This is a genomic window from Enterobacter sp. 4974935 (genome assembly GCF_058661735.1).
Map to the genome: position 1 here is coordinate 4,031,278 of NZ_JBZWGT010000003.1, position 25,752 is coordinate 4,057,029.

Sequence of the window (25,752 nt, forward strand, 5' to 3'; positions counted from 1 at the left end):
GTTACACGGAGAGCTGCTGTCGGATCGTTTCCGGCAGCAGTTCTACCGCCTGTTGATACGACGCATCTACCAGGTAGTAAATTTGCGAATCTGGCAGCGAGCCGTCGAGAAACACCGTACTCCAGTGTGCTTTATTCAGATGCTTGCTTGGCCTGACATCATCGTGCTGCTGGCGCAGTAAGTCGGCCAGTTCAGGACTGGTTTTCAGCGATGCCGCAGGACGTCCCTCAACCTCTTTTACCATCGCGAACAACACATCACCCACTTTGATCTGCGTGGCTTTCCAGTCGCTGTGAACGCTCTGTTCTGCGCCCGGCTTGCTCATGCAGTACTGAAGTATCTCCGAAATTGTCATCTTTATTCCCCTTGTAGCGTTGCGATAATTTTACGCGAACCACCGTGAATGCGATGTTCTCCCAGCCAGATCCCCTGCCACGTTCCCAGCAGCAGCCGTCCGTTGTGGACCGGCAGCATCAACGAGACCCCCAGCAAAGAGGATTTGATGTGCGAAGGCATATCATCCGCCCCCTCGTAATCATGGTCATACGGGGCGTTATCCGGGACGGTTTTCAGAAAATGCCGCTCCATGTCAGACCGGACGGTGGGATCGCAATTTTCATTGAGCGTGAGAGAAGCAGACGTGTGCTGAAGCAGCAGATGCAGCAAACCCGTTTTGACGCGCGACAGGTCGCGGATTTGCCCGATGACTTCGTCCGTCACCAGGTGAAATCCGCGTGGTTTTGCGCTTAAGGTCAGGGTCTGTTGATACCACATGTGCTGCTCCGTGTTGAAAGATGAATCTTTCTAAGTGTGCAGCAAGAAAGCGAAAGGTAAAACCCGCGCGGCGAGATTTGCTTAAAAAAGCATTCACCCCGCCGTTAATGCATCAGTATTCGGAGTTAACGATCACCTCTTCACCAAATTTTCCGGCCATTGGCAGCGGCCGGTAGGTGGAGTTCGAGGCGCGTAACACCCGGATGCCTCTGGCTCCCACATCGTGCGCCGCGGTGATGTCGTTATCTGAATCACCGTAGAACACCTTGATATTTTTCTTTTCCAGCCACTGGGTTTTGGTGTTTTGCCCTTCCTGGTCCCCGGCAAAAATGACCGGATTCATGCTGGCCGCCGGGATCAGAAAATCATCCTGTAGCGTTTTCGAGACGGTTTCGGTTTTGGTCTGGCTACGTCCGGTCACGAAGTAAATGCTGTCGCCGCGCTTTACGTGCATGGCGATCAGCGCGCGGGCAACCTCTTTCGGGATACTGAACTCATCCCAGCCGTTGTTCATCTTTTCCCAGAATTCCGGGTTTTTCAGATAGGCTTCGCTCTCAGGGGAGTACGTTTTTTTGCCGCGCCAGAAACCGGGACTGGAGAAGAGAACGGTATCGTCAATATCGAAGCCCACGGCCATCGGCGGGCGACCCGTCAGGCTGTTTTCGATTTGTGCCACTGAAACCCAGTGAATGGGGGCCTGTTCGGCAAGAATGGCGGCGGTGGTGCCGGTATAAAGCGGCGTGGGTGCAGAAGCCCGCGCAACAACGGTACTATTAAGCGAGAACAATAAGCAGGCGGCGCTGAGCGCCAGTGTGATCTTGCGCATGTTTTCCCCTGAATATTCAGTTTGTTATCTTTTTATTTTGAGCGGATGGTCAAAAACTATCCGACCATAACCCCAGCGGGAGGGGAAGAAAAGGAGTTTTTACTTATGAAGCTGAATAAAAAGAAGACGATCACAAAGCGCAGAAGAAACGTGTAGACCCGGTAAGCGAAGCACCGCCGGGCAATGACTGGCACCGGCGCGAACAAAAAAGCCGGGTGGCGGCTGCGCCTTACCCGGCCTACATATAGCATGCAAGTAAGTGAATACTTACATTACGGATGCAAACGCCTGCGCCACGCGCTGGACGTTGCCAGCATTCAGCCCCGCCACACACATACGGCCGCTGGCGATCAGGTAGACACCGAACTCTTCGCGCAGGCGATCGACCTGCGCTGCGCTCAGTCCGGTATAGCTGAACATCCCGCGCTGCTTGAGAAGATAATCAAAGTTATGTCCAGGCACGGCCTCTTTCAGAACGTTAACCAGCTCCTGACGCATCGACAGGATGCGCTTACGCATGCCTTCCACTTCCGCAAGCCAGGTGGCTTTCAGCTGATCATCGCCCAGTACGGTCGCGACCACCTGCGCACCAAAGTTCGGCGGGCTGGAGTAAATACGGCGGACCGTCGCTTTCAACTGACCGAGTACGCGTCCCGCGGCTTCGGCGTCTTCACACACCACGGACAGACCGCCGACGCGCTCGCCGTAGAGGGAGAAGATTTTTGAGAAAGAGTTGCTGACCAGCGCAGGCAGACCCGCGCTGGCAATCGCGCGAATGGCGTAGGCGTCCTCCTCCATGCCCGCCCCAAAGCCCTGATAGGCGATGTCGAGGAACGGGATCAGGTTACGCGCCTTCAGTACCTCGATCACCGCATCCCACTGGGCATTGGTGAGGTCCGCACCGGTCGGGTTATGGCAGCACGGATGCAGCAATACGATACTGCGCTCCGGCAGGGTGTTCAGTTTTTCCAGCAGCGCATCAACGCGTACGCCGTTGGTTTCGCTGTCGAACCATGGATAGGTCGCAACCTTAAAGCCCGCGCCTTCAAAGATGGCCACGTGGTTTTCCCACGTCGGGTCGCTGACCCACACGCCGGAATCCGGGAAGTACTTTTTCAGGAAATCTGCGCCTACCTTCAGCGCACCCGAGCCACCCAGCGTCTGGATAGTCGCCACGCGCTTTTGCGCGAGCACCGCGTGATCCGCACCAAACAGCAGCGGCGCAATGGTATTACGGTAGGTATTTAACCCTTCCATCGGCAGATAAAGCGAAGCCCCGTGCGGGGTTGCGTTAAGACGCGCTTCGGCTTCGGCAACGGCTTTCAGTTGAGGAATGATGCCGTCCTCGTTGTAATAAAGACCGATGCTGAGGTTCACTTTGTCGCTGCGAGGATCTTCTTTGAAACGCTCCATCAAGGAGAGGATAGGGTCGCCGGCGTAGGCGTCTACTTTCTGAAACACGCGATGTTCTCCGGATTGTTATGAGGCAGGGCATTCAACAATAAACCGGAAGCGGAAGAAGATCGAGGGGATGTTAACAGAAGCGGGATGCATCGCATCCCGCTCATGCTTAGTCGACGTATTTCATTGCGACCCTTGAAGTAAGGCGCGTGATAAGTTCGTAAGCACTCACTTTTGTTATTTCAGCAATACGCTCTACCGGCAGGCCTTCGCCCCACATCACCGCATCGTCCCCCGCTTTATCCTGCGCGTCGGGTCCCAGATCGACACAAATCATGTCCATCGCCACACGGCCGACAATCTTCACTTCGCGACCATTGACCAGTACCGGCGTACCCGTTGGCGCGGCGCGCGGATAGCCGTCGCCGTAGCCCATCGCTACCACGCCAAGCCGCGTGTCGCGCTCACTCGTCCAGGTGCCGCCGTAACCTACCGGCTCCCCTGCTTTGTGCTCACGCACGGCAATCAGCTTTGAAACCAGCGACATCACCGGCTTAAAGCCGAAGTCCGGTCCCCAGGGTTTGTTCTCAAGCGGGGAAACGCCATACAGTATAATCCCCGGACGCGCCCAGTCGAAGTGCGACTGCGGCCACAGCAGAAGGCCGCCGGACGCCGCAATGGAGCGCATCCCCGGTTTGCCTTCGCAGAAGGTGGTGAAGATATCAAGCTGCTGTTCCGTTGCGCCGCATTCAGGCTCATCGGCGCGGGCAAAGTGGCTGACGATATTCACCGGTTGACGCACGTTCTTGCACTGGCACAGCCGCTGATAAAACGCTTCGGCATTCTCCGGGCGCACGCCCAGGCGGTGCATGCCCGTGTCGAGCTTCATCCACACGGTGACCGGCTCGCTCAGTTCGGCCGTTTCCAGTGCGGCCAGCTGTTCTTCGTTATGCACCGCCGTGTGCAGGTGCTGATCGGCAATGGTCGGCAGGTCCGAGGCTTCAAAAAAGCCTTCGAGGAGCAGAATCGGTTGCGTAATTCCACCTGCGCGCAGGCGGAGAGCTTCTTCGAGACGGGCGACGCCAAAAGCGTCGGCATCGGGGAGCGTTCGCGCGGTCTCAAGAAGACCGTGTCCGTAAGCGTTCGCTTTCACGACTGCAACGAGCTTACTGGCGGGCGCCAGTTCTCGCAGACGTTGCAGGTTGTGTCGCAGAGCGCGGCGGTTAATCACAACAGTTGCCGCTTGCATTTGAATTCCTTAGAAATTACTCATCATCATATTGAGGACCGGCATAGTTGTCGAAACGCGACCACTGGCCGTTAAAGGTCAGACGTACCGTACCGATGGGGCCGTTACGTTGCTTACCAATAATAATTTCGGCGATCCCTTTCAGATCGCTGTTCTCGTGATAAACCTCATCACGGTAGATGAACATGATTAAGTCGGCATCCTGCTCGATGGAGCCGGATTCACGCAGGTCGGAGTTGACCGGGCGCTTGTCTGCACGTTGTTCCAGAGAACGGTTTAGCTGCGACAGCGCCACCACCGGCACGTGCAGCTCTTTGGCTAACGCTTTGAGCGAGCGGGAAATTTCGGCAATCTCCAGCGTACGGTTGTCGGAAAGCGACGGAACACGCATCAGCTGGAGGTAGTCAATCATGATAAGGCCGATGCCACCGTGTTCACGGGCGATACGGCGCGCGCGGGAGCGCACTTCCGTCGGCGTCAGGCCGGAGGAGTCATCAATATAGATGTTCCGTTTTTCCAGCAAAATCCCCATGGTGCCGGAGATCCGCGCCCAGTCCTCATCGTCGAGCTGACCGGTACGGATGCGGGTCTGATCCACGCGCGACAGGGATGCCAGAGAACGCATCATGATCTGTTCTGAGGGCATCTCAAGACTGAAGATAAGAACCGGTTTATCCTGCAACATCGCCGCGTTTTCGACGAGGTTCATCGCAAATGTCGTTTTACCCATCGACGGACGCGCCGCGACGATAATCAAATCCGATGGCTGAAGACCTGCCGTTTTCTTGTTGAGATCGTCATAACCGGTGTTCACCCCCGTCACGCCATCGTGCGGCTGCTGGAAAAGCTGCTCAATACGCGCAACGGTGGCGTCGAGCACATCGGCGATGTTTTTCGGGCCTTCGTCTTTGTTCGCACGGCTTTCGGCGATTTTAAAGACGCGGGACTCGGCAAGATCAAGTAGATCTTCGCTGGTGCGCCCCTGGGGATCGAAACCGGCCTCGGCGATCTCATTCGCCACCGAGATCATCTCGCGGACAACGGCACGTTCACGGACGATATCAGCGTAAGCGCTGATGTTCGCGGCACTTGGCGTGTTTTTTGACAGTTCTGCCAGATAGGCAAACCCGCCGACACTGTCGAGCTGTCCCAGACGCTCCAGCGATTCTGCGAGTGTAATCAGGTCGATCGGGCTGCCCGACTCCTGCAAACGCGCCATTTCAGTAAAGATGTGGCGGTGCGGGCGGGTATAGAAGTCTTCCGCAACAACGCGCTCGGCGACGTCGTCCCAGCGTTCGTTATCCAGCATTAAACCGCCCAACACCGACTGTTCCGCTTCAATCGAGTGCGGCGGGACTTTTAACCCGGCGACCTGATAATCACGTTCACGGGGTTCAGTCTGTTTGTTGAAGGGTTTGTTTCCTGCCATAGTGAATGGAGTTACCGAGATAAAGAGTGGGTCGAAAGATTACCATAATTTTCTAACGGAGGGAGCATGGCAACACGCATTGAGTTCCAGAAACATGGCGGGCCAGACGTACTGCAAGCCGTGGAGTTTACCCCCACGGCACCTGGCGAGAACGAAATCCAGGTTGAAAACAAAGCGATCGGCATTAACTACATCGATACCTATATTCGCGGCGGTCTCTATCCGCCTCCGTCGATGCCGAGCGGACTGGGCACCGAGGCGGCCGGTATCGTCAGCAAAGTGGGCAGCGCGGTTAAGCACATTAAGGAAGGCGATCGCGTGGTGTACGCGCAGTCGGCGCTGGGCGCTTACAGCTCCATCCATAACGTTCCGGCCGAGAAAGCGGCGCTTTTGCCAAATGCGATCGGCTTCGAGCAGGCTGCCGCCTCATTCCTGAAAGGGCTGACGGTCTATTATCTGCTGCGCAAAACCTACGAAATTAAGCCTGACGAGCAATTCCTGTTTCACGCAGCCGCAGGTGGCGTAGGGCTGATTGCCTGCCAGTGGGCGAAAGCCCTGGGGGCGAAGCTGATCGGCACCACAGGCAGCGCGCAAAAAGCGCAGCGCGCGCTGGACGCGGGCGCATGGCAGGTGATCAACTACCGGGAAGAGAGCATCGTTGAGCGGCTGAAAGAGATCACTGGCGGCAAAAAGGTACGCGTGGTGTATGACTCGGTGGGGAAAGACACCTGGGAATCTTCGCTGGACTGCCTGCAACGTCGCGGGCTGATGGTGAGCTTCGGTAACGCCTCCGGGGCTGTCACCGGCGTGAACCTGGGCATTCTGAATCAGAAAGGGTCGCTGTATGTCACCCGCCCTTCCCTGCAAGGTTACATCACTAATCGGGAAGAACTTGAGGAAGCCAGCAACGAGCTGTTCTCGCTGATCGCCAGCGGGGTGATCAAAGTGGATGTAGCAGAAGCGCAGAAATATCCGCTGACCGATGCGCAACGTGCGCATGAGGTGCTGGAGAGCCGGGCAACCCAGGGCTCAAGTCTGTTAATTCCCTGAGCCATAAAAAGAAATTGGGCTTCCCATGGGAAGCCCTTTCTTTTTTTTAGTTCGGCTGTATGTAGGGTACAGCTCGATGAATTCTTTAGCGGCAGCCATAGTGACAGATTCGATAAGTAAATCCTATTCTGTTCTAAAGATTGCTGCCGGAAAAGTTGCAGGTATGTGACGTACCCCTCAATACCTTAGTAACGGAAGCGGTTATTACGCTGATAAGTCGGCAGTTTTGGTGATTTAATCGCCCGTATGGCCCATACCACCGCAATCGCCAGAAGTAACCACGGCAAGAGTTTAATCGTCAGGGCAAATAAACCGCCGACAAACATCACCACCGTGGCCACGACGAGCGCGGCCAGGATACCGAGCAGCGATACGCCCGTGACCATCAGCATGATAAAGAAGCCAATCACAAAAAGTAGTTCCAGCATGATGCTCTCCCACGAGTTCCCGAATGATGCTGCGATCATTACAAGAATCATGCCAAAAATAAGTTGTTGTTCTGAAAGCAAAACGCCCCGCAATGTGTTGCAGGGCGTGGCGTATTTGACCATCTTTTAGCGAAATTTAACGTTTATCCGCAACCAGACGCAGCGCGTGTTCCAGTACCTCAATATCCGCACCGGCTTTATGCGCGTTCTCGCTGAGATAACGACGCCACTGACGCGCACCAGGAATGCCCTGGAACAGGCCAAGCATATGGCGGGTAATGTGGCCCAGATACGTACCATGACTCAGCTCGCGCTCAATGTACGGATACATGGCGCGCACTACGGCCACGGGATCGGTGTCAGCACCCTCAACGCCAAAGATTTCCCGGTCAACCGTCGCCAGAATGCCCGGATTCTGATACGCCTCGCGTCCGACCATCACGCCATCCATATGTTCGAGGTGCGCTTTGGCCTCGTCCAGCGACTTAATACCGCCATTGATCGACATGGTCAGGTGTGGGAAGTCGCGTTTCAGCTGGTACACGCGCGGGTAGTCCAGCGGCGGGATCTCGCGGTTTTCTTTCGGGCTGAGGCCTGAGAGCCAGGCTTTACGGGCGTGGATGATAAACATCTCGCATTCACCCTTCCCTGATACCGTGTTGATGAAATCACACAGAAACTCATAGCTGTCCTGGTCGTCTATGCCGATACGGGTTTTGACCGTGACCGGGATAGAGACGACGTCGCGCATCGCTTTGATGCAGTCCGCCACCAGGTGCGCATTTCCCATCAGACACGCGCCGAACATGCCGTTTTGCACACGGTCGGACGGACAACCGACGTTGAGGTTAATCTCGTCATAGCCGCGTTCTTCGGCCAGCTTCGCGCACTGCGCCAGCGCAGCCGGATCGCTGCCACCGAGTTGCAGCGCAACCGGATGCTCCTCTTCGCTGTACGCCAGATAGTCGCCTTTGCCGTGAATAATTGCGCCGGTAGTGACCATTTCGGTGTATAGCAGCGTATGGCGGGAGAGCTGACGCAGGAAATAGCGGCAATGTCTGTCCGTCCAGTCGAGCATTGGCGCAATGGAGAAACGATGTGCAGGGAAAGCGGTCTGAAATTCTGACGACATGGCGAACTTTTAAGCATCTGGTGGAAAAGGGGCGCTACTATAGCACAAAGAAAAGCCGGAGGCGCAGCGCCTCCGGTGCACTTTAGAACGTCATGCTCAACTGTGCCCCTGCACCCCAGGTCTCGTCTTCGCCATAAAGCCCCATCAGGTCAACGTGGACGGAGTTGAACGGCGCGAAACCGACACCGCCGGTAAAGACGTTGCTGTCGTTCCCTTTCATATCCGCACGATAACCGGCGCGTACTGCCAGCCAGCTCAGTGGCGTGACTTCAGCACCGACGCCAACGTACTGGGAGGTGTCTTCGCTTTTAAAGCCCTTGGTTTCGGTCAGATCGCCATCTGCGGTCAGCGTGACCAGATCGTTGTGCCAGGCGGCCCCGGCAGTGACCAGCGGACGGATCTGATAGGTGTCTTTATAACTCACCACCTCTCCTGTGCGCCCGTTGCGAATTCGGATATCTTTGGTATCGATATCGCGCGACATCAGGTTTTGCCCGCTCACGCCGACCGTCCAGTTTTCACCGAAATCAGCAGCAATACCGGCATCGACGTTGAAGCCAGTGTCGTCGGTACGGTAGCGGCTGTCGTTCCACTTATTACTGTCGTAATCGTAGATTGAGGTAGTGTAGTTATAGAGCCAGGTTTTTTGCAGCTTCGGCGTGACGCCAACGGAAACCGGAACGCCGCCAAGATCGAACTGACGGGCTACCGCAATACCGTAGTCGGACACAATCGCCGCCCGGCCAGACGCCGTAGAGTTAAGGTTTTTGGTGATCTGATCGGAACCGTTTAGCGCGGCATCCAGCGCCACACCGGCAGCCACCGCATCGCTTCGTTGTATGCCGCGCAGATAATCAATGTCCTGCTGATCGATTGAAGAGCTGACGCGGCCATGTGCATAGCCTTTTGCCATAAAGGCCACGGAAAGGACATCGTTAGGGATACTGACGGCAATCCCCGCCCCTGCGGTGGCGTGTGCGGTTTTGCCTTTCAGGTAGTCCAGCTCATCAGCGAGATCTTTCGCTGCGCCCTGGAACTGATTGATCGAACCTAATGGATCCGTGATGATATCAATGGGGGTCAGACTATCAACCACGTCCTTGTAATGATTGATTTTATCGTTAATGGTATCAATCTCGTCCTGAAGATTGTCTTCATCGGTCACCTGCACGCCAACGGACGGCAAAATGACCGTCACATCATCCTCGGGCTTAGATTTTGCCAGTAACGCGGGGTTGATTAACGCCCCGCTGCCATAGCTCCCTGCCGCGACACCCGTTCCGCCCATTGCGTCGCTACGCGCTTCCGTCCAGGTAATGGCTGCTCCCGCCTGATTTGCCATAAAAAAGGAGACAGCAATGCTAACCATCGAAAATTTAAAATGTTTTTTCACAGTGTGCTCGTAAATAGTTTGTTATTAGTTAACCCTGTCTGTTATCACCCAAACAGGAACGAACTATTGCTGTGAATAAGTACAAAAAGACCCGCTATTTCCCTAAGTTAAATTCCATCCCGGCCTGTTCTAATGTGTGACGACCATCAATATTTATAGAAGAGGAAATTATTTTCGCCCAGGTTTTCCATCGTGCGGGCCAAAAAACTGAGGCGGATGGTCTACCCAGTGGTCTTCGCGCGTCACGGCATACACCGGATTGAGGGGATAGTAGATGCGGTTATGTTTTTTATTAGCCTCACCCACCACCAGTAAGCGCACCTCTTCATCGGTGTTGTTGATAAAGGTATGGCATACCCCCGTGCCGGCAGGAAATCCCACGCTGTCTCCGGGTTCAAGCTTCCACAGATAACCATTGATCCAGGCCTCAGGGTAACCCTCCAGAACGTAAACAAACTCCTCTTCGTCGCTTTCCGCATGCGGATAAGAAGTACGGCGTCCGGGCGGCAGCCGTTCATGGTGAATACCAATGCGGCCGAGACCCAGCTTGCGGGCCAGCGGCGCGCCAATAGAAAACCGTTCATTGCTGTCCGGATACGTTGCGTCATCGGCGCCTTCCACGTCCCGCCAGTGCCGAATACAATCAGGTCTTTTCATCATGCGATCTCCCGATTTGCGATGCGTCAGGTATAGCACAGCCCGGCGGATCTCGGTGTTTTTAGCAGAACATGATAAAGTGAGGGTTTTCACCCCTTACCACATCCGAGGTGCCCGATGGACAAGTCCACAAAAGAGCTGTTAGCGCAAGCTGAAAAGCTCTGTGCGCAACGCAATGTGCGCCTGACCCCGCAGCGCCTTGAGGTACTGCGTCTGATGAGCCTGCAACAGGGTGCCATCAGCGCTTACGATCTGCTCGACCTGCTGCGTGAAAGCGAGCCGCAGGCAAAACCGCCGACCGTCTATCGGGCGCTGGATTTTCTGCTGGAGCAAGGGTTTGTGCATAAAGTGGAATCAACAAACAGCTATGTGCTGTGCCATCTTTTTGACCAGCCTACTCACACGTCCGCCATGTTTATCTGCGATCGCTGTGGCGTGGTGAAGGAAGAGTGTGCGGAAGGTGTGGAAGATATTATGCATACGCTGGCAGCCAGAATGGGCTTTGCGCTGCGCCATAACGTGATCGAAGCCCACGGCTTATGTTCTGCCTGCGTGGAGGTGGAGTCATGCCGTCATCAGGATGCCTGTCAGCACGATCACTCTATCCTGGTGAAGAAAAAGCCGCGTTAAGGCCAAAGAAAACGGCGGCTCAGAGCCGCCCTTGGGGATAGTGCCGGTTACCAGCGGTAGTCGTTACGGGTTTCCCAGTCTTTGACTTCGTTTTCCGCCTGATCTTTTTCATAACCGTAGCGCTCCTGGATTTTACCTACCAGCTGATCGCGCTTACCTTCAATGACGGTCATATCGTCATCTGTCAGCTTACCCCACTGTTCTTTCGCTTTACCTTTGAATTGCTTCCAGTTGCCGCCGATTTCGTCTTTATTCATAATCGTGTCCTCGTGTTAAGCGTCTATGAGTGTCGTCCGCTTCGTTCTATTCTGCTGGACGTGATTATTATTGTAGTTAAGGATTCGGCATTTATTTTTATATTCGGAATCTTTAACCGTTACGATATATCGTGCGGGGCTGGAAACCAGGTATTGTTTCGCCAGTGACGACGCCAGATAACGGCCAGCGAAAGGCCACGCAGTGAGAGAAACACCGCCAGCGCGAGCCACAGACCATGATTGCCGAGATACGGCAAGGTCAGCAGCGTCAGGCCGAACCCCGCCGCAGCGACGGCCATGCTGTTGCGCATCTCCGCCCCTCGCGTCGCACCAATAAACATGCCGTCCAGCAAATAGCACCACACGCCCACCACCGGTAATACTACCTGCCAGAGGATGTAGCGATCGGCCAGCTCACGTAGCGCGGGCAACGAGGTGAGAAGCGCGACAATATGCCCACCAAAACAGGCGTAAACCAGAGCAAAGACCAGCGCCACCAGACCCGCCTGACGACAGGCAGCACGCCAGACTTCGCGTAACTGGCCGCTTTCACGCGCGCCATAAGCCTGCCCTGAATGCGCCTCGACGGCGTAAGCAAAACCATCCAGCGCGTAAGCGGTAAAGGTCAGTAACGTCATGAGCACTGCGTTGACGGCGACGATCTCAGGCCCAAGACGGGCACCAAAAACGGTTAATGCGCCGAAGCAGAGTTGCAGCAGGAGCGAACGGAGCATGATGTCGCGATTAAGCGCCAGCAGCTTACGCATATTGCCGCGCCAGGCCGATTTCAGCAGATCCAGGGTGATACCGCGCATCGCCAGCACGCGCCAGACCATCCCCAAACCGATCAGCAGCGTCCCGTACTCGGCAATTGCCGTAGCCAGCGCCGCGCCCCGGACGTTCATGTGCAGTCCCATCACCAGCCAGAGATCGAGCACAATGTTAAGCAGGTTGCCCACCACCAGCAGGATCACTGGCGCGCGGGCGTACTGCACGCCCAGCAGCCAGCCCAGAAGGACCAGGTTTGCCAGTGAAGCGGGCGCGCTGAGCCAGCGAATTTCGAGGAACCGCCGGGCTTGTTCCAGTACGGCATCGCTGCCGCCTACAATATGGAGCGCAAGATCAATCAGTGGCGTACGCAACAGAACGATTAACGCGCCAGCACCGAACGCCAGAATGAGCGGCTGAACCAGCGCACGCGCCAGACGCAGGGGATCTTTTGCACCATACGCCTGGGCCGTCAGGCCTGTCGTACTCATGCGCAGAAAAAGTAGCAGCATAAAGAGGAAGCTGGTCGCCGTTGCGCCGATCGCGACGCCGCCGAGATAAATCGGCGAATCGAGATGCCCGATAACTGCCGTATCCACCAGCCCCAGCAGAGGAACGGTAATATTGGAAAAAATCATCGGTAGCGCAAGACGCCACAACGCCTTATCGGCAGAAGTTAGCAATGCCATGGAAATTACCGGAATCAGAAAACAGGCCAGGCTGTAGAGGAACTACAGCCTGTCAGGAAGAGATTACAGCCATTCACCGTTGCGGATAACGCCGACCGCCAGCCCTTCAATAGAGAAGCTCTGCTCGCGGAGATCCACCACAATCGGGGAGAATTCATTGTTTTCAGGCAGAAGCTGCACGGTATTGCCTTGTTTTTTCAGGCGCTTAACCGTCACTTCATCATCAATGCGCGCCACCACGACTTGCCCGTTACGCACGTCCTGGGTTTTGTGTACCGCCAGCAGATCGCCATCCAGAATACCGATATCTTTCATGGACATTCCGCTAACGCGCAGCAGGAAATCGGCGCTCGGCTTGAACATGCCTGGGTCAACCTGATAGTGCCCTTCGATGTGCTGCTGCGCCAGCAGAGGTTCACCTGCGGCTACGCGACCCACCAGCGGAATACCGCTCTCTTCTTCCACCAGCAGACGGATGCCGCGTGAGGCGCCGGAAACAATCTCAATCACGCCCTTACGCGCAAGCGCCTTAAGGTGCTCTTCGGCAGCATTAGGAGAACGGAAGCCCAGACGCTGCGCAATTTCTGCACGCGTGGGTGGCATACCCGTCTGGCCGATATGATCCCGAATGAGATCAAACACCTCTTGCTGCCTGGTCGTTAACGCTTTCATACCGCCCCCTGGGTGTATATACAGTTATGCTGTGAGTATATACAGTCAAAGGCGATTTTGGAACCAAAAACTGCACAAAAAACCAGGGACTTAATTATTCCTCGAGGCTCATCGGAAATGCGACCAAAGTAGCGTGACCCAAGTGATCGCCGCCGTGATAATCGACAGCAGTACGGCAGCGGAACCCATGTCTTTCGCCCGGCCAGACAGTTCATGGAATTCCGACCCGATTCGGTCAACAACGGCCTCAATAGCGCTATTCAGAATTTCCACTATCATCACCAGAAGGACAGATCCGATGAGCAGTACGCGGGTGATAGCATCAACATCAAGGAAGCAGGCGATGACAACGGCAACGATTTCGGCAACCGCTTCCTGGCGGAAAGCGGCTTCATTAACCCATGCGGCGCGGAAACCTTTCCATGAATAACCGGCAGCTTTAATGATTCGAGTTAACCCAGTGGTATTATTGGCCATTAAAAGAACCTTTTATGATAAATAGCGTCAGTAACTAAAGCCGCAGCGCGTTTTGCTGCGACCTGAAGTATGACGGGTAACAACAGAAATTTTGCGCGCTTTCTGTTATCCTTGCGCCGCAATTGCATTATTAACCAGAGGCTTTACATCGTTTATGTCCGGCTGGCCACGAATTTACTACAAATTACTTAATTTACCATTAAGCGTACTGGTAAAAAGTAAGTCTATCCCAGCAGAACCTGCGCTGGAATTAGGGCTCGATACGTCGCGCCCTATTATGTACGTTTTGCCTTATAACTCGAAGGCAGACCTGCTAACGCTTCGCGCTCAATGTCTGGCGCACGATTTACCTGACCCGCTTGAACCGCTGGAAGTCGACGGTACGCTGCTGCCGCGCTACGTGTTCATCCATGGCGGACCGCGCGTGTTCACCTATTACACGCCGAAAGAAGAGTCCATTAAGCTGTTCCATGATTACCTCGATCTGCACCGCAGCAACCCCGATCTGGACGTGCAGATGGTGCCGGTGTCGGTGATGTTTGGCCGTCGTCCGGGGCGTGAAAAAGGGGAAGAGAACCCGCCGCTGCGTATGCTCAACGGCATTCAGAAATTCTTCGCCGTCTCATGGCTGGGACGCGACAGCTTTGTTCGCTTCTCGCCTTCCGTTTCACTGCGCCGCATGGCGGATGAACACGGTACTGACAAAATCATTGCGCAAAAGCTGGCGCGCGTTGCGCGTATGCACTTTGCACGTCAGCGTCTGGCGGCCGTTGGGCCACGTCTCCCGGCGCGTCAGGATCTGTTTAACAAGCTGCTGGCTTCCAAAGCGATTGCCCGTGCCGTAGAAGACGAAGCGCGCAGCAAGAAGATTTCGCACGAGAAAGCGCAGCAGAACGCAATCGCGCTGATGGAAGAGATCGCCGCAAACTTCTCCTACGAGATGATTCGTCTCTCTGACCGTATCCTCGGTTTCACGTGGAACCGCCTCTATCAGGGGATTAACGTCCACAACGCCGAGCGCGTGCGTCAGTTAGCGCATGACGGCCACGAGATTGTCTATGTGCCCTGCCACCGCAGCCACATGGACTACCTGCTGCTCTCTTACGTGCTCTATCACCAGGGCCTGGTGCCGCCGCATATTGCTGCCGGTATCAACCTGAACTTCTGGCCAGCAGGTCCGATTTTCCGCCGTCTGGGTGCGTTCTTCATTCGTCGTACCTTCAAGGGTAACAAGCTCTACTCCACCGTCTTCAGGGAGTATCTGGGCGAGCTGTTCAGCCGCGGTTATTCCGTGGAGTACTTTGTTGAAGGCGGTCGCTCCCGTACCGGTCGTCTGCTCGATCCGAAGACCGGCACGCTGTCGATGACCATTCAGGCCATGCTGCGTGGCGGTACGCGTCCTATCACGCTGGTGCCTATTTACATCGGTTATGAACACGTGATGGAAGTGGGCACCTACGCGAAAGAGCTGCGCGGTGCGACCAAAGAGAAAGAGAGTCTGCCGCAGATGCTGCGTGGTCTGAGTAAATTGCGCAACCTCGGTCAGGGCTACGTGAACTTTGGCGAGCCCCTGCCCCTGATGACATATCTGAACCATCATGTTCCGGAGTGGCGCGAGTCTATTGATCCTATCGAAGCGGTACGTCCGGCCTGGCTGACGCCAACGGTCAACGGCATTGCATCCGAGCTGATGGTACGCATCAACAATGCTGGTGCGGCAAACGCCATGAACCTGTGTTGTACCGCGCTTCTGGCCTCTCGCCAGCGTTCACTGACTCGCGAGCAGCTGACCGAGCAGATTGATTGCTATCTGGATATCATGCGCAACGTGCCGTATTCCGTGGATTCGACCGTGCCGTCTGCCACCGCCAGCGAATTGATCGATCACGCGTTGCAGATGAACAAGTTCGAAGTCGAGAAAGATACGATTGGTGACATCATCATTCTGCCGCGCGAGCAGGCCGTGCTGATGACCTACTACCGTAATAACATCACGCACATGCTGATGCTGCCGTCACTGATGGCAGCCATTATTACCCAGCACCGCCGTATTTCGCGTCAGGAGCTGCTGCGCCATATTCAGGCCATCTATCCGATGCTGAAAGCGGAGCTGTTCCTGCGCTGGAGTAAGGATGAGCTGGCGGCAGAGCTCGATAAAATGTCCGCAGAGATGCGTCGTCAGGGGCTGATTACCATCAGTGATGACGAACTGCATATCAATCCGTCACGTTCCCGAACCTTGCAGCTCCTGGCTTCCGGTGCGCGTGAGACGTTGCAGCGCTACGCCATTACCTTCTGGTTATTGAGTGCTAACCCGTCAATCAACCGCGGTACGCTGGAAAAAGAGAGTCGGACGCTGGCCCAGCGCCTGTCCGTTCTGCATGGCATTAACGCCCCGGAATTCTTCGACAAAGCGGTATTCAGCTCCCTGGTGCTGACGCTGCGCGACGAAGGTTACATTAGCGATACGGGCGATGCTGAGCCGGAAGAGACGATGAAGGTTTACCAGATGCTGGCAGAGCTGATTACCGCGGATGTGCGTTTAACGATTGAGAGTTCGACGCAGGGCGAGTGATGTTAAAGCCGGGTGGCGCTAACGCTTACCCGGCCTACATATTCTGCTAAATCGTAGGCCGGGTAAGGCGAAGCCGCCACCCGGTTTTTTTATGACCAGTAACTCATCGCCAGCCCCATAAACAGCACCAGCCCGACGTAGTTATTATTCAGAAACGCTTTAAAGCAGGCTTCACGCTCGCGCTTCACGATCAGCTTCTGCTGATACGCAAACAGCAGACCCGCCACCAGCACGGACCAGTAAAACTCCCAGTTCAGCCCGTTCAGGCGACCAATCGCCACCATCAGCGCCAGCACCGACACCTGCAATATGCCGATGATCAGTTTGTCGTGACGGCCAAACAGGATCGCCGTCGATTTGATGCCAATCTTGAGATCGTCATCGCGATCGACCATCGCGTATTGGGTATCGTACGCAACGGCCCAGAGAATATTCGCCAGGAACATCAGCCAGCAGCTGAGCGGAACGGACTCGCTGACCGCGGCAAACGCCATGGGAATCGACCAGCCAAATGCCGCACCCAATACCACCTGCGGCAGATGGGTGTATCGCTTCATAAATGGGTAGACCCAGGCCAGCGCCAGAGCAGCGACGGACAGCAGAATGGTCATGGTGTTAAGGGTTAACACCAGCATGAAAGAGAGAAGCACCAGCACCACAAACAGGATGCGCGCCTCTTTCCCGGTCACCTGACCGCTCGGCAAAGGACGATTCGCGGTGCGCTTAACATGTCCATCAAATTTCCGGTCAGCATAGTCGTTGACCACACAGCCCGCAGCGCGCATCAGCCAGACACCCGCCACAAACACCGCCAGGATCCACAGCGGCGGTACGCCCGGCGTGGCAACCCACAGCGCCCATAAGGTCGGCCACAGCAGCAGCAGCGCGCCAATGGGTTTATCAGTACGCATCAGGCGGTGATAGGCCAGCAGCTTATTCTGCGTCAGACTCCACTCCATTTTTTCTCCCTCTTAGTACAACGGCGATGCAGGCAAAAAGAGTTCCGTCAGTATTAACGGCTTGCCACTCAAACGAAGGCGGGAACGGCGCCCCCACAAATCGGCATCGCAACCAATTTCAATAAAATCACGGGTCAGTTCAGACGAGGTGAACAGATATCGCCCCAGCGGCGTTTTGCCGAGGCGTTGCAGTGCAAGCTCCGGCCCGGAAAGTGTAGACTCAGGAACCACCGTTCGCCCGGCAAGCCACGGCTCGCCATCCGCACAGAGTAAAATTTCACGCAGCCAGTAGCGTTCTTCCTGCGGCAGCAGCGGCAGCTCGCTGGCAATCGCTTCAGCCGAGACAAAACCTTCCTGAATCATCGTCACCGTGACCGTTTTACCCTGTTGCTCAAAACGTTTTGTCATGGAATCTTCCAGCAACAGCCAGTCCAGTTGCTCCGGGTCAAGCGCGGGTATTTGGTCGAAATAGCGTAGCGCACGCAGCTGCGTTAGCGCGGGGTGTGACATGCCAGACTCTCCGATACATAACGTAAAAGCATTGTATCGCAGATTGGCAAAATGAGGACGGACAAACAGAATTTAACGATCACTATCGCAACAAAGGTGCAACTTAGCCAAAAAAAGTGCGCCCGCGAAGGCGCACCAAACGACTAACAAAATCAGCACTGTGGGGAGACGGTTACCCCTTGCCTTTTACACTGCTGATAAAGGTGGAACGGGCAGTGGTTGAACCTAAACGCTCGGCTTCATCAAGCAGTTTCAGCGCTTTATCGACATCGCCGTTTTTAACTGCCTGCTTGATGGCGTTGTTAAAGTAAGTTTCAGTATCGTTAAGCACCGGCTCGGCTTTTTTCGCCGGGGCCGGGGCTGCGGCTGGTGCTGCGGCTGGCGCGGCATACACAGGCGCGGCAGTATTACCCACCGTTACCGGACCCGGGCCAGATGAGCCAAACAGTGGGCCTACGAGTACGCTGGAGCTGCTGTTGGTTTTCACCTTCAGCTTAAGCAGGCCGTCGGTGGTATGGCGCGCAATCGGATCGGGAATATCGGGAATGGCGTTACCAACCCCTTTGGCATAGGCTTTTGCCGGATCGAGCAGAGTGGTGGTTTGCTGCAAATCTTTTTCAGTGGTGAAGACCAGTACGTAGAGCTTTTGCTGCCCGAGCGCCGGGGTCAGACGCATTACCCCTTCCAGGCGGTCCGCGCTCATTACACCCGGCTCTTGATAGGTAAAATAGCTGCTGGGGAAATAGGCGGAAGGCGTCATGTTCTGATCGAGGATCAGAACGTTCGGCGCAAAAACGCTGGTCTGTTTGTTAACTTCACTGGATAAAGTCAACGTTAGCTCACCGATATTAGCCGGTACGCTATAGGCGGCTACCGGCCCGGTAATGCCAGCCACATTGAGCTGTTGGCCACCCGTCGCAAGCTGTGTGCTCTGCGTTTTGGACTGATCCACCGGCGTCCAGGTTAATTGCTGTAGAGCGGCTGTCGGAATGGCAGGCGCTGCGCTGGTATTCTGCGGTACATAATTGACGTCAGCGAGCGTGACGCCAGGCACACAGGCCAGCAGACCCGCTGACAGGCACAGCGCGACGAGATTTTTCTTCATTTTCATTGTTATCACCTCAGAAAGCGTAAGCACTGCGGTGGCCAGGCAATAGCGCGCAGTACCTCAGGAATTGAGGGGCTCTCGCCCCCCAGATTACATCGTCAGATCAGGATGCGGTTACCACCAGATTTCCATCTGGGCGCCGAAGGAGAACTCATCGTCATCGCCGCGGCTGGTAGAGAATCGACCGTTACCGGTGGAGTCAGAGATCGCATAACGGGTGGCATCGCCGTTACCGTTCTTCGCGTAGCCCCATTTCTCATCCCACTTCGCGTAGGTTGCGAAGACACGGATGGCCGGACGAGACCAGATGCTGTCGCCAGCCTGCCACTGTTGCGCCAGGGTGATTTTGTACTGGCTGTTGCGATCGCCGGTTTCCTGGGATTTGACGTTGTCGTAGCCCACTTCCAGCAGGGTGCTCATGATTGGCGTCCATTTGTACATCGGACGTACACCCACGGTCCACCAGTCACTCCCCTGGTTATCATCCATGTCGAGTTTCTGGTACATACCGACATACATCAGGTCCCACTTGTCGGCCAGGGTGATTGCACCGTGGTCCAGGATGCGCCAGAGGCTGCCGTTGTTGTTAATCACATCGTTGGCGTAATTGGTCGTCGTGCCATCAGGATTCGTGATGGTAAAGCTGGAAGAACCATAGGAACCCTGGCTCAGACCTTTACCCTGCGTGGTCATTGAGTCCATCGCATACTGCAGCACAAACTTGTTGTAGCCTTTCAGCATGCTCTGGGTATGTTCAGCGGTGAACATCCAGCCATCTTTCGACGCGCCGTCGGCAAGATCATAGCCGTCGGTCGTGTTCGCGCGGCCATAATCCACACCCAGTTCCAGCACGCCGTCCGGGTTAGTTTCCAGGCCCGCTAAACGCACGTCAAATACGTCGTTCGCGGTATCTTTGGTACGGTCATAGATGTTCTGGCTGCTGAAGGCATAAGAACCGCCAGCTTCCTGGGAACGCGTCGCTGCCAGAGACAGTTTACCGAAGCCCAGATCGATGTTTTCAATACCGGCACCAGGACCAGAGATATCCCAGTAGTAGAAGTCGATCATGTGTACGTCATGACGCTGATAGAAGCGCTTACCGGCCCAGATGGTAGAGCCAGGCAGCCATTCAATCAGGTTTTTACCCTGCACGTTAGCTTCACGGAACGCCGGATCGGTACCTTCCCAGTCATTCTGCTGTGCCACGGAGTACGCTACGTTGGTGTCGAAATAGAAGCTCTTGTCGCCTTCTTTCCACACTTCCTGGCCCAGTTTCAGTTCGGCGTAGGTTTCACATTCGTTACCAAGACGGTATTTACTTTGTGCGCCTGTTGCCTGGAAACATTGTTGTTCACCGCCACTACCCGTCCAGCCGATACCAGAACGAGCATAACCATGGAAATCCACTGCCAGTGCCTGAGCAGACATTACGCCCGCTGCGACGGCAACTGCCAAAGGAAGTTTGCGCAGAGTAATCATTATTCTATCTCCTGAGATCATTGCTTTTCTTTGTAATTGGAATGCTTAAACGCCTGGCTCTTTGTGCAACCGACGACATGCAGTGCCATCCTCACGGAACAGATGGCAACGCTCTGGCGGCAAACCGATAGCGAATGTGGCACCCTCTTCTACCAACACCACGTCATTCTGGCGGTAGACCAGGTTCTGACGGATGGCGGGGATCTGGATATGAATCTGTGTTTCGTGACCAAGCTGTTCGACGACCTGAACTTCACCTTCCAGCGTCACATCAGCGATGTGGCTCGGCAGTAAATGCTCAGGGCGGATACCGAGGGACATATTGGCCCCCACCTGTACGTTGGCGCTGTCGACCGGCAGCCAGACTTGCTGACGGTTTGGCAGCTCCACCTGTACCTGTTCGATTGCCGTCGCGGTCACTTTTACGGGCAGGAAGTTCATCTTTGGCGAGCCAATGAAGCCCGCAACAAAGCGGTCTGCCGGGTAGTGATACAGCTCCAGCGGTTTGCCCACCTGCGCCACGCGACCGGCGTCCAGTACCACGATTTTGTCGGCCAGCGTCATCGCTTCGACCTGATCGTGGGTGACGTAAATCATCGTGCGGCCAAGACGCTTGTGCAGACGGGAGATTTCGATACGCATCTGGACGCGCAGGGCGGCATCCAGGTTTGAGAGAGGTTCATCGAGCAGGAACACGCGCGGCTCTGCCACCAGCGTACGGCCGATTGCCACACGCTGACGCTGACCGCCGGAAAGCGCTTTCGGCTTACGCTCCAGCAGGTGAGCCAGCTGTAACACTTCAGCCACCTGCGTCACGCGCTGGTTAATGACATCTTTCTTCGCGCCAGCCAGCTTCAGGCCAAAGGACATGTTTTCCGCAACGGAAAGATGGGGATAAAGTGCATAGGACTGGAACACCATGCCGACGCCACGTTCGGCAGGCGGGATGTCGTTCATGCGGGTATCACCGATCAGCAGATCGCCGCTGGTGATGGTTTCAAGACCGGCAATCATACGCAGCAGAGTAGATTTACCACAGCCGGATGGGCCAACAAACACCACGAACTCGCCTTCAGTGATGTCCAGATTGATGTCTTTAGACACCACTACGTCGCCCCAGGCTTTCGTTACATTACGCAGCTGTACGCTCGCCATGCCCTTCTCCCTTCGTTACAACCTGTCACCGACAGAAACATTCAAGATAAGTTCACTATGGGGTATCCATTACTTTCGTGAATCCTCCACCCCCCAGCTTTTTTATGGGGGAGGAGGCGGGAGGATGAGAGAGCAGGCTCTGCGACCGCGGCTGGGGGGCTGAGGCAAAATTCGTGAAGCCACCTGCAAAATTCGGTGGGTTTTTATGTGCGCCAGCACTCATAACTTAAATTTATGCAAGCGGGATCACACAAACGGGGGGTGGGGCGTAGGGGCTGGGAGGATGGAAAGAGGATGTCAAATAAGGAGACTGAGTCACGTTGAACCACCTCAGTGTATCCACGAGCACATCACCAAAAAAGGATGGCAGATATGAAGATCAAGACTGGCGCACGCGTTTTCGCATTGTCCGCCCTGGCAGCAATGATGATTTCCGCACCGGCTCTCGCCAAAATTGAAGAAGGTAAGCTGGTTATCTGGATTAACGGCGATAAAGGCTATAACGGCCTGGCCGAAGTGGGTAAGAAATTCGAAAAAGATACGGGCATCAAAGTCACCATCGAACACCCGGACAAGCTGGAAGAGAAATTCCCGCAGGTTGCGGCGACCGGCGATGGCCCGGACATCATCTTCTGGGCGCATGACCGTTTCGGCGGCTACGCACAGTCTGGTCTGCTGGCTGAAGTGACCCCAGATAAAGCTTTCCAGGACAAGCTGTTCCCGTTCACCTGGGACGCCGTTCGCTATAACGGCAAGCTGATCGCTTACCCAATCGCGGTTGAAGCGCTGTCTCTGATTTACAACAAAGACCTGGTACCAAACCCGCCGAAGACCTGGGAAGAGATCCCTGCCCTGGATAAAGAGCTGAAGGCGAAAGGTAAATCCGCCCTGATGTTCAACCTGCAAGAGCCGTACTTCACCTGGCCGCTGATTGCTGCCGACGGCGGTTACGCGTTCAAGTTTGAAAACGGCAAATATGACGTGAAAGACGTGGGCGTGGACAATGCAGGCGCGAAAGCGGGTCTGACCTTCCTGGTTGACCTCATCAAGAACAAACACATGAACGCGGATACTGACTACTCCATCGCGGAAGCGGCGTTCAACAAAGGCGAAACCGCGATGACCATCAACGGTCCGTGGGCCTGGACCAACATCGACAAGAGCAAAATCAACTACGGCGTGACGCTGCTGCCAACCTTCAACGGCAAGCCGTCTAAACCGTTCGTGGGCGTGCTGAGCGCAGGCATCAACGCCGCCAGCCCGAACAAAGAGCTGGCGAAAGAGTTCCTGGAAAACTACCTGCTGACCGATCAGGGTCTGGATGAAGTGAACAAGGACAAACCGCTGGGTGCCGTTGCGCTGAAATCCTTCCAGGATCAGCTGGCGAAAGATCCACGCATCGCGGCCACCATGGATAACGCCCAGAAAGGCGAAATCATGCCGAACATCCCACAGATGGCCGCGTTCTGGTACGCCACCCGTACTGCGGTGATCAACGCTGCAAGCGGTCGCCAGACCGTTGATGCCGCGCTGAAAGATGCTCAGGGCCGTATTACTAAGTAAGTCTGAAAAACGGCGGGTGGCGCATGCGCTTACCCGCCCTACGACTACGGCACGATCCGTAGGTCAGGTAAGCGCAGCGCCACCTGACGATAAGTTTCCACCGTTGTAGAGGAAGAACCCCATGGATGTCATTAAAAAGAAACACTGGTGGCAAAGCGACGCGCTGAAGTGGTCAGTGATAGGTCTGCTGTGTCTGCTGGTGGGTTACCTTGTTGTTTTAATGTACGTACAAGGGGAATATCTGTTTGCCATCATGACGCTGATTTTAAGCTCTGCTGGCCTGTATATTTTCGCCAACCGTAAAGCCTACGCCTGGCGCTATGTCTACCCTGGCGTGGCCGGAATGGGGCTGTTTGTCCTCTTCCCACTGATCTGTACCATCGCCATTGCGTTCACCAACTACAGCAGCACTAACCAGCTCGCGCAAGAACGCGCAACGCAGGTGCTTCTGGACCGCTCTTATCAGGCGGGTAAAACCTTTAACTTCGGCCTGTATCCTGCGGGTGACGAGTGGAAGTTAGCACTCACTGACGGAGAGAGCGGCAAAAACTATATTTCCGACGCGTTCAAATTTGGTGGCGAGCAAAAGCTGGCCTTAAAAGAGGCTGCGGCCCTGCCGGAAGGTGAACGTGCCAACCTGCGCGTCATTACCCAGAACCGTCAGGCGCTGACCCAGCTCACCGCCGTGCTGCCAGACGACAGCAAAGTGATCATGAGCTCGCTGCGCCAGTTCTCCGGCACCCAACCGCTCTATACCCTGGGGGATGACGGCACGCTGACCAACAACCAGAGCGGCGTGAAGTACCGTCCGAATAACGACATTGGTTTCTATCAGTCCATTACTGCCGACGGCAAATGGGGTGATGACAAACTCAGCCCGGGCTATACCGTCACCATCGGCTGGGACAACTTTACCCGCGTATTTACCGACGAAGGCATTCAGAAACCGTTCTTCGCCATCTTCGTCTGGACGGTGGTCTTCTCCGTACTGACCGTGATCCTGACCGTGGCCGTGGGCATGGTGCTGGCCTGTCTGGTCCAGTGGGAATCCCTGAAGGGCAAAGCGATTTACCGCGTGCTGCTGATTCTGCCGTATGCCGTACCGTCGTTTATCTCGATTCTGATTTTCAAAGGGCTGTTTAACCAGAGCTTCGGTGAAATCAACATGATGCTGAGCGCGCTGTTTGGCATCAAACCGGCCTGGTTCAGCGACCCGACCACCGCCCGCTCGATGATCATCATCGTGAACACCTGGCTGGGCTATCCGTACATGATGATCCTGTGCATGGGGCTGCTGAAGGCCATCCCGGATGACCTGTACGAAGCTTCGGCGATGGACGGCGCGGGTCCGTTCCAGAACTTCTTTAAGATTACGCTGCCGCTGCTCATCAAGCCGCTCACCCCGCTGATGATTGCCAGCTTCGCCTTTAACTTTAACAACTTCGTGCTGATTCAGCTGTTGACCAACGGCGGCCCGGACCGTCTTGGCACCACCACGCCGGCAGGCTATACCGACCTGCTCGTGAGCTACACCTACCGTATCGCCTTCGAAGGCGGCGGCGGTCAGGACTTCGGTCTGGCGGCAGCGATTGCCACCCTGATCTTCCTGCTGGTGGGCGCCCTGGCGATTGTGAACCTGAAAGCCACACGTATGAAATTTGACTAAGGAGGGCACTGAACATGGCTATGGTACAACCCAAATCTCAGAAACTGCGCCTCCTGGCGACGCACCTGGGCCTGCTGATTTTTATCGCGGCGATCATGTTCCCGCTGCTGATGGTTATCGCCATCTCCCTGCGTTCGGGTAACTTCGCCACCGGGAGCCTGATCCCGGACGAAATCTCCTGGGAGCACTGGAAGCTCGCGCTGGGCTTCAGCGTGGAACACGCGGATGGCCGCGTCACGCCGCCGCCGTTCCCGGTGCTGCTGTGGCTGTGGAACTCGGTGAAAATCGCAGGTATTACCGCCATTGGTATCGTGGCGCTGTCCACCACCTGCGCTTACGCCTTTGCCCGCATGCGTTTCCCGGGCAAAGCGACGCTGCTGAAAGGGATGCTGATTTTCCAGATGTTCCCGGCGGTGCTGTCGCTGGTAGCGTTATATGCCCTGTTTGACCGCCTGGGCCAGTACATTCCGTTTATCGGTCTGAACACCCACGGCGGCGTGATCTTCGCCTACCTTGGCGGTATCGCACTGCATGTGTGGACCATTAAAGGCTATTTCGAAACCATCGACGGCTCGCTGGAAGAAGCGGCCGCGCTGGATGGCGCGACCCCATGGCAGGCGTTCCGCCTGGTGCTGTTGCCGCTGTCGGTGCCGATTCTGGCGGTAGTGTTTATCCTGTCGTTTATCGCTGCGATCACCGAAGTACCGGTTGCCTCACTGTTACTGCGTGATGTGAACAGCTACACCCTGGCCGTAGGTATGCAGCAATACCTCAACCCGCAAAACTACCTGTGGGGCGACTTTGCCGCGGCGGCCGTACTCTCTGCCATCCCGATTACCGTGGTGTTCCTGCTGGCGCAGCGCTGGCTGGTGAACGGCCTGACGGCGGGCGGTGTGAAAGGTTAA

25 protein-coding genes are annotated in these 25,752 nt (G+C 55.5%); 6 read left to right on the top strand and 19 right to left on the bottom strand.

Going from position 1 to position 25,752, the window contains the following annotated elements; genetic code table 11:
- Position 1 precedes the first annotated feature (1 nt).
- The 6 genes from AC4OVS_RS20520 to dnaB all read right to left on the bottom strand — a co-directional run bounded on the left by AC4OVS_RS20520 (position 2) and on the right by dnaB (position 5,679).
- Positions 2-355, bottom strand: a complete 354-nt coding sequence (locus AC4OVS_RS20520) for an MmcQ/YjbR family DNA-binding protein (RefSeq protein ID WP_006810472.1) — start codon at positions 353-355, stop codon at positions 2-4.
- A 2-nt stretch (positions 356-357) separates the two neighbouring features.
- Positions 358-774, bottom strand: a complete 417-nt coding sequence (locus AC4OVS_RS20525) for a secondary thiamine-phosphate synthase enzyme YjbQ (protein ID WP_023305263.1) — start codon at positions 772-774, stop codon at positions 358-360.
- A 112-nt stretch (positions 775-886) separates the two neighbouring features.
- Complete coding sequence (gene aphA / locus AC4OVS_RS20530; protein WP_048966216.1) at positions 887-1,600, bottom strand: acid phosphatase AphA; 714 nt, start codon at positions 1,598-1,600, stop codon at positions 887-889.
- A gap of 267 nt (positions 1,601-1,867) precedes the next feature.
- Positions 1,868-3,061: an aromatic amino acid transaminase gene (tyrB, locus tag AC4OVS_RS20535; protein ID WP_023305262.1), complete on the bottom strand. Its 1,194-nt coding sequence runs from the start codon at positions 3,059-3,061 to the stop codon at positions 1,868-1,870.
- A 109-nt stretch (positions 3,062-3,170) separates the two neighbouring features.
- The gene (gene alr / locus AC4OVS_RS20540; RefSeq protein ID WP_032627027.1) at positions 3,171-4,250 is read right to left on the bottom strand and encodes an alanine racemase; all 1,080 of its coding nucleotides are present in this window, start codon (positions 4,248-4,250) and stop codon (positions 3,171-3,173) included.
- Positions 4,251-4,266: 16 nt separating this feature from the next.
- Positions 4,267-5,679 (bottom strand): replicative DNA helicase, encoded by a 1,413-nt coding sequence (dnaB, locus tag AC4OVS_RS20545; RefSeq protein ID WP_003860298.1) that lies wholly within the window; start codon positions 5,677-5,679, stop codon positions 4,267-4,269.
- A gap of 66 nt (positions 5,680-5,745) precedes the next feature.
- On the opposite strand from dnaB, the gene AC4OVS_RS20550 reads away from it, so the two are divergent.
- Complete coding sequence (locus AC4OVS_RS20550; protein WP_022646744.1) at positions 5,746-6,729, top strand: quinone oxidoreductase; 984 nt, start codon at positions 5,746-5,748, stop codon at positions 6,727-6,729.
- 185 nt (positions 6,730-6,914) lie between these two features.
- Here AC4OVS_RS20550 and pspG read toward each other — a convergent pair whose 3' ends face one another.
- From pspG to AC4OVS_RS20570, 4 genes are all read right to left on the bottom strand, one after another.
- Entirely contained in the window at positions 6,915-7,157 is a 243-nt protein-coding gene (pspG, locus tag AC4OVS_RS20555; RefSeq protein WP_017382623.1) for an envelope stress response protein PspG, read from the bottom strand.
- A gap of 136 nt (positions 7,158-7,293) precedes the next feature.
- Positions 7,294-8,289, bottom strand: a complete 996-nt coding sequence (gene dusA, locus AC4OVS_RS20560; RefSeq protein ID WP_003860304.1) for a tRNA dihydrouridine(20/20a) synthase DusA — start codon at positions 8,287-8,289, stop codon at positions 7,294-7,296.
- A gap of 82 nt (positions 8,290-8,371) precedes the next feature.
- The gene (locus AC4OVS_RS20565) at positions 8,372-9,658 is read right to left on the bottom strand and encodes a conjugal transfer protein TraF (protein ID WP_491922766.1); all 1,287 of its coding nucleotides are present in this window, start codon (positions 9,656-9,658) and stop codon (positions 8,372-8,374) included.
- A gap of 192 nt (positions 9,659-9,850) precedes the next feature.
- Positions 9,851-10,339, bottom strand: a complete 489-nt coding sequence (locus AC4OVS_RS20570; protein ID WP_022646741.1) for a cupin domain-containing protein — start codon at positions 10,337-10,339, stop codon at positions 9,851-9,853.
- A 117-nt stretch (positions 10,340-10,456) separates the two neighbouring features.
- Between AC4OVS_RS20570 and zur the strand changes: the two genes are divergently transcribed.
- Positions 10,457-10,969 carry a zinc uptake transcriptional repressor Zur gene (zur, locus tag AC4OVS_RS20575; protein ID WP_006810484.1) on the top strand — a complete coding sequence of 171 codons (513 nt, stop codon included), beginning with the start codon at positions 10,457-10,459 and terminating at the stop codon, positions 10,967-10,969.
- Between the two features lie 47 nt (positions 10,970-11,016).
- On the opposite strand, the gene AC4OVS_RS20580 is transcribed toward zur, so the two are convergent.
- The 4 genes from AC4OVS_RS20580 to AC4OVS_RS20595 form a co-directional block, all read right to left on the bottom strand.
- Positions 11,017-11,226 (bottom strand): CsbD family protein, encoded by a 210-nt coding sequence (locus AC4OVS_RS20580; RefSeq protein ID WP_003860314.1) that lies wholly within the window; start codon positions 11,224-11,226, stop codon positions 11,017-11,019.
- A 119-nt stretch (positions 11,227-11,345) separates the two neighbouring features.
- Positions 11,346-12,683, bottom strand: coding sequence for an MATE family efflux transporter DinF (gene dinF / locus AC4OVS_RS20585; protein ID WP_022646740.1), 1,338 nt, complete (start codon positions 12,681-12,683; stop codon positions 11,346-11,348).
- Positions 12,684-12,746: 63 nt separating this feature from the next.
- Positions 12,747-13,355 carry a transcriptional repressor LexA gene (gene lexA / locus AC4OVS_RS20590; protein ID WP_003860318.1) on the bottom strand — a complete coding sequence of 203 codons (609 nt, stop codon included), beginning with the start codon at positions 13,353-13,355 and terminating at the stop codon, positions 12,747-12,749.
- Positions 13,356-13,463: 108 nt separating this feature from the next.
- Complete coding sequence (locus AC4OVS_RS20595; RefSeq protein ID WP_491922678.1) at positions 13,464-13,832, bottom strand: diacylglycerol kinase; 369 nt, start codon at positions 13,830-13,832, stop codon at positions 13,464-13,466.
- Between the two features lie 154 nt (positions 13,833-13,986).
- Here AC4OVS_RS20595 and plsB point away from each other — a divergent pair, with 154 nt between their 5' ends.
- On the top strand, positions 13,987-16,407 hold the full coding sequence (plsB, locus tag AC4OVS_RS20600) for a glycerol-3-phosphate 1-O-acyltransferase PlsB (RefSeq protein ID WP_023299088.1): 2,421 nt from the start codon (positions 13,987-13,989) through the stop codon (positions 16,405-16,407).
- Between the two features lie 89 nt (positions 16,408-16,496).
- On the opposite strand, the gene ubiA is transcribed toward plsB, so the two are convergent.
- From ubiA to malK, 5 genes are all read right to left on the bottom strand, one after another.
- Positions 16,497-17,366, bottom strand: coding sequence for a 4-hydroxybenzoate octaprenyltransferase (gene ubiA / locus AC4OVS_RS20605; RefSeq protein WP_491922679.1), 870 nt, complete (start codon positions 17,364-17,366; stop codon positions 16,497-16,499).
- A 12-nt stretch (positions 17,367-17,378) separates the two neighbouring features.
- Positions 17,379-17,876, bottom strand: a complete 498-nt coding sequence (gene ubiC / locus AC4OVS_RS20610) for a chorismate lyase (protein ID WP_023299087.1) — start codon at positions 17,874-17,876, stop codon at positions 17,379-17,381.
- Positions 17,877-18,048: 172 nt separating this feature from the next.
- Positions 18,049-18,987 (bottom strand): maltose operon protein MalM, encoded by a 939-nt coding sequence (gene malM, locus AC4OVS_RS20615; protein WP_022646735.1) that lies wholly within the window; start codon positions 18,985-18,987, stop codon positions 18,049-18,051.
- Positions 18,988-19,098: 111 nt separating this feature from the next.
- Positions 19,099-20,466, bottom strand: a complete 1,368-nt coding sequence (locus AC4OVS_RS20620; RefSeq protein WP_032621777.1) for a maltoporin — start codon at positions 20,464-20,466, stop codon at positions 19,099-19,101.
- 42 nt (positions 20,467-20,508) lie between these two features.
- Complete coding sequence (gene malK / locus AC4OVS_RS20625; RefSeq protein ID WP_023331782.1) at positions 20,509-21,618, bottom strand: maltose/maltodextrin ABC transporter ATP-binding protein MalK; 1,110 nt, start codon at positions 21,616-21,618, stop codon at positions 20,509-20,511.
- A 372-nt stretch (positions 21,619-21,990) separates the two neighbouring features.
- On the opposite strand from malK, the gene malE reads away from it, so the two are divergent.
- The 3 genes from malE to malG all read left to right on the top strand — a co-directional run bounded on the left by malE (position 21,991) and on the right by malG (position 25,752).
- Positions 21,991-23,181 carry a maltose/maltodextrin ABC transporter substrate-binding protein MalE gene (gene malE, locus AC4OVS_RS20630; RefSeq protein WP_089598604.1) on the top strand — a complete coding sequence of 397 codons (1,191 nt, stop codon included), beginning with the start codon at positions 21,991-21,993 and terminating at the stop codon, positions 23,179-23,181.
- A gap of 121 nt (positions 23,182-23,302) precedes the next feature.
- Positions 23,303-24,847 (top strand): maltose ABC transporter permease MalF, encoded by a 1,545-nt coding sequence (malF, locus tag AC4OVS_RS20635; protein ID WP_491922680.1) that lies wholly within the window; start codon positions 23,303-23,305, stop codon positions 24,845-24,847.
- 14 nt (positions 24,848-24,861) lie between these two features.
- A complete protein-coding gene (gene malG / locus AC4OVS_RS20640; RefSeq protein ID WP_008500077.1) occupies positions 24,862-25,752 on the top strand; it encodes a maltose ABC transporter permease MalG in 891 nt (296 codons plus the stop codon).

What these genes read in the sequence shown, in the direction of transcription:
- AC4OVS_RS20520 (WP_006810472.1), bottom strand. Translation starts at nt 355, where the DNA reads ATGACAATTTCGGAGATACTTCAGTACTGCATGAGCAAGCCGGGCGCA.
- AC4OVS_RS20525 (WP_023305263.1), bottom strand. Translation starts at nt 774, where the DNA reads ATGTGGTATCAACAGACCCTGACCTTAAGCGCAAAACCACGCGGATTT.
- aphA (WP_048966216.1), bottom strand. Translation starts at nt 1,600, where the DNA reads ATGCGCAAGATCACACTGGCGCTCAGCGCCGCCTGCTTATTGTTCTCG.
- alr (WP_032627027.1), bottom strand. Translation starts at nt 4,250, where the DNA reads ATGCAAGCGGCAACTGTTGTGATTAACCGCCGCGCTCTGCGACACAAC.
- dnaB (WP_003860298.1), bottom strand. Translation starts at nt 5,679, where the DNA reads ATGGCAGGAAACAAACCCTTCAACAAACAGACTGAACCCCGTGAACGT.
- AC4OVS_RS20550 (WP_022646744.1), top strand. Translation starts at nt 5,746, where the DNA reads ATGGCAACACGCATTGAGTTCCAGAAACATGGCGGGCCAGACGTACTG.
- pspG (WP_017382623.1), bottom strand. Translation starts at nt 7,157, where the DNA reads ATGCTGGAACTACTTTTTGTGATTGGCTTCTTTATCATGCTGATGGTC.
- dusA (WP_003860304.1), bottom strand. Translation starts at nt 8,289, where the DNA reads ATGTCGTCAGAATTTCAGACCGCTTTCCCTGCACATCGTTTCTCCATT.
- AC4OVS_RS20565 (WP_491922766.1), bottom strand. Translation starts at nt 9,658, where the DNA reads ATGGTTAGCATTGCTGTCTCCTTTTTTATGGCAAATCAGGCGGGAGCA.
- AC4OVS_RS20570 (WP_022646741.1), bottom strand. Translation starts at nt 10,339, where the DNA reads ATGAAAAGACCTGATTGTATTCGGCACTGGCGGGACGTGGAAGGCGCC.
- zur (WP_006810484.1), top strand. Translation starts at nt 10,457, where the DNA reads ATGGACAAGTCCACAAAAGAGCTGTTAGCGCAAGCTGAAAAGCTCTGT.
- AC4OVS_RS20580 (WP_003860314.1), bottom strand. Translation starts at nt 11,226, where the DNA reads ATGAATAAAGACGAAATCGGCGGCAACTGGAAGCAATTCAAAGGTAAA.
- dinF (WP_022646740.1), bottom strand. Translation starts at nt 12,683, where the DNA reads ATGGCATTGCTAACTTCTGCCGATAAGGCGTTGTGGCGTCTTGCGCTA.
- lexA (WP_003860318.1), bottom strand. Translation starts at nt 13,355, where the DNA reads ATGAAAGCGTTAACGACCAGGCAGCAAGAGGTGTTTGATCTCATTCGG.
- AC4OVS_RS20595 (WP_491922678.1), bottom strand. Translation starts at nt 13,832, where the DNA reads ATGGCCAATAATACCACTGGGTTAACTCGAATCATTAAAGCTGCCGGT.
- plsB (WP_023299088.1), top strand. Translation starts at nt 13,987, where the DNA reads ATGTCCGGCTGGCCACGAATTTACTACAAATTACTTAATTTACCATTA.
- ubiA (WP_491922679.1), bottom strand. Translation starts at nt 17,366, where the DNA reads ATGGAGTGGAGTCTGACGCAGAATAAGCTGCTGGCCTATCACCGCCTG.
- ubiC (WP_023299087.1), bottom strand. Translation starts at nt 17,876, where the DNA reads ATGTCACACCCCGCGCTAACGCAGCTGCGTGCGCTACGCTATTTCGAC.
- malM (WP_022646735.1), bottom strand. Translation starts at nt 18,987, where the DNA reads ATGAAAATGAAGAAAAATCTCGTCGCGCTGTGCCTGTCAGCGGGTCTG.
- malK (WP_023331782.1), bottom strand. Translation starts at nt 21,618, where the DNA reads ATGGCGAGCGTACAGCTGCGTAATGTAACGAAAGCCTGGGGCGACGTA.
- malE (WP_089598604.1), top strand. Translation starts at nt 21,991, where the DNA reads ATGAAGATCAAGACTGGCGCACGCGTTTTCGCATTGTCCGCCCTGGCA.
- malF (WP_491922680.1), top strand. Translation starts at nt 23,303, where the DNA reads ATGGATGTCATTAAAAAGAAACACTGGTGGCAAAGCGACGCGCTGAAG.
- malG (WP_008500077.1), top strand. Translation starts at nt 24,862, where the DNA reads ATGGCTATGGTACAACCCAAATCTCAGAAACTGCGCCTCCTGGCGACG.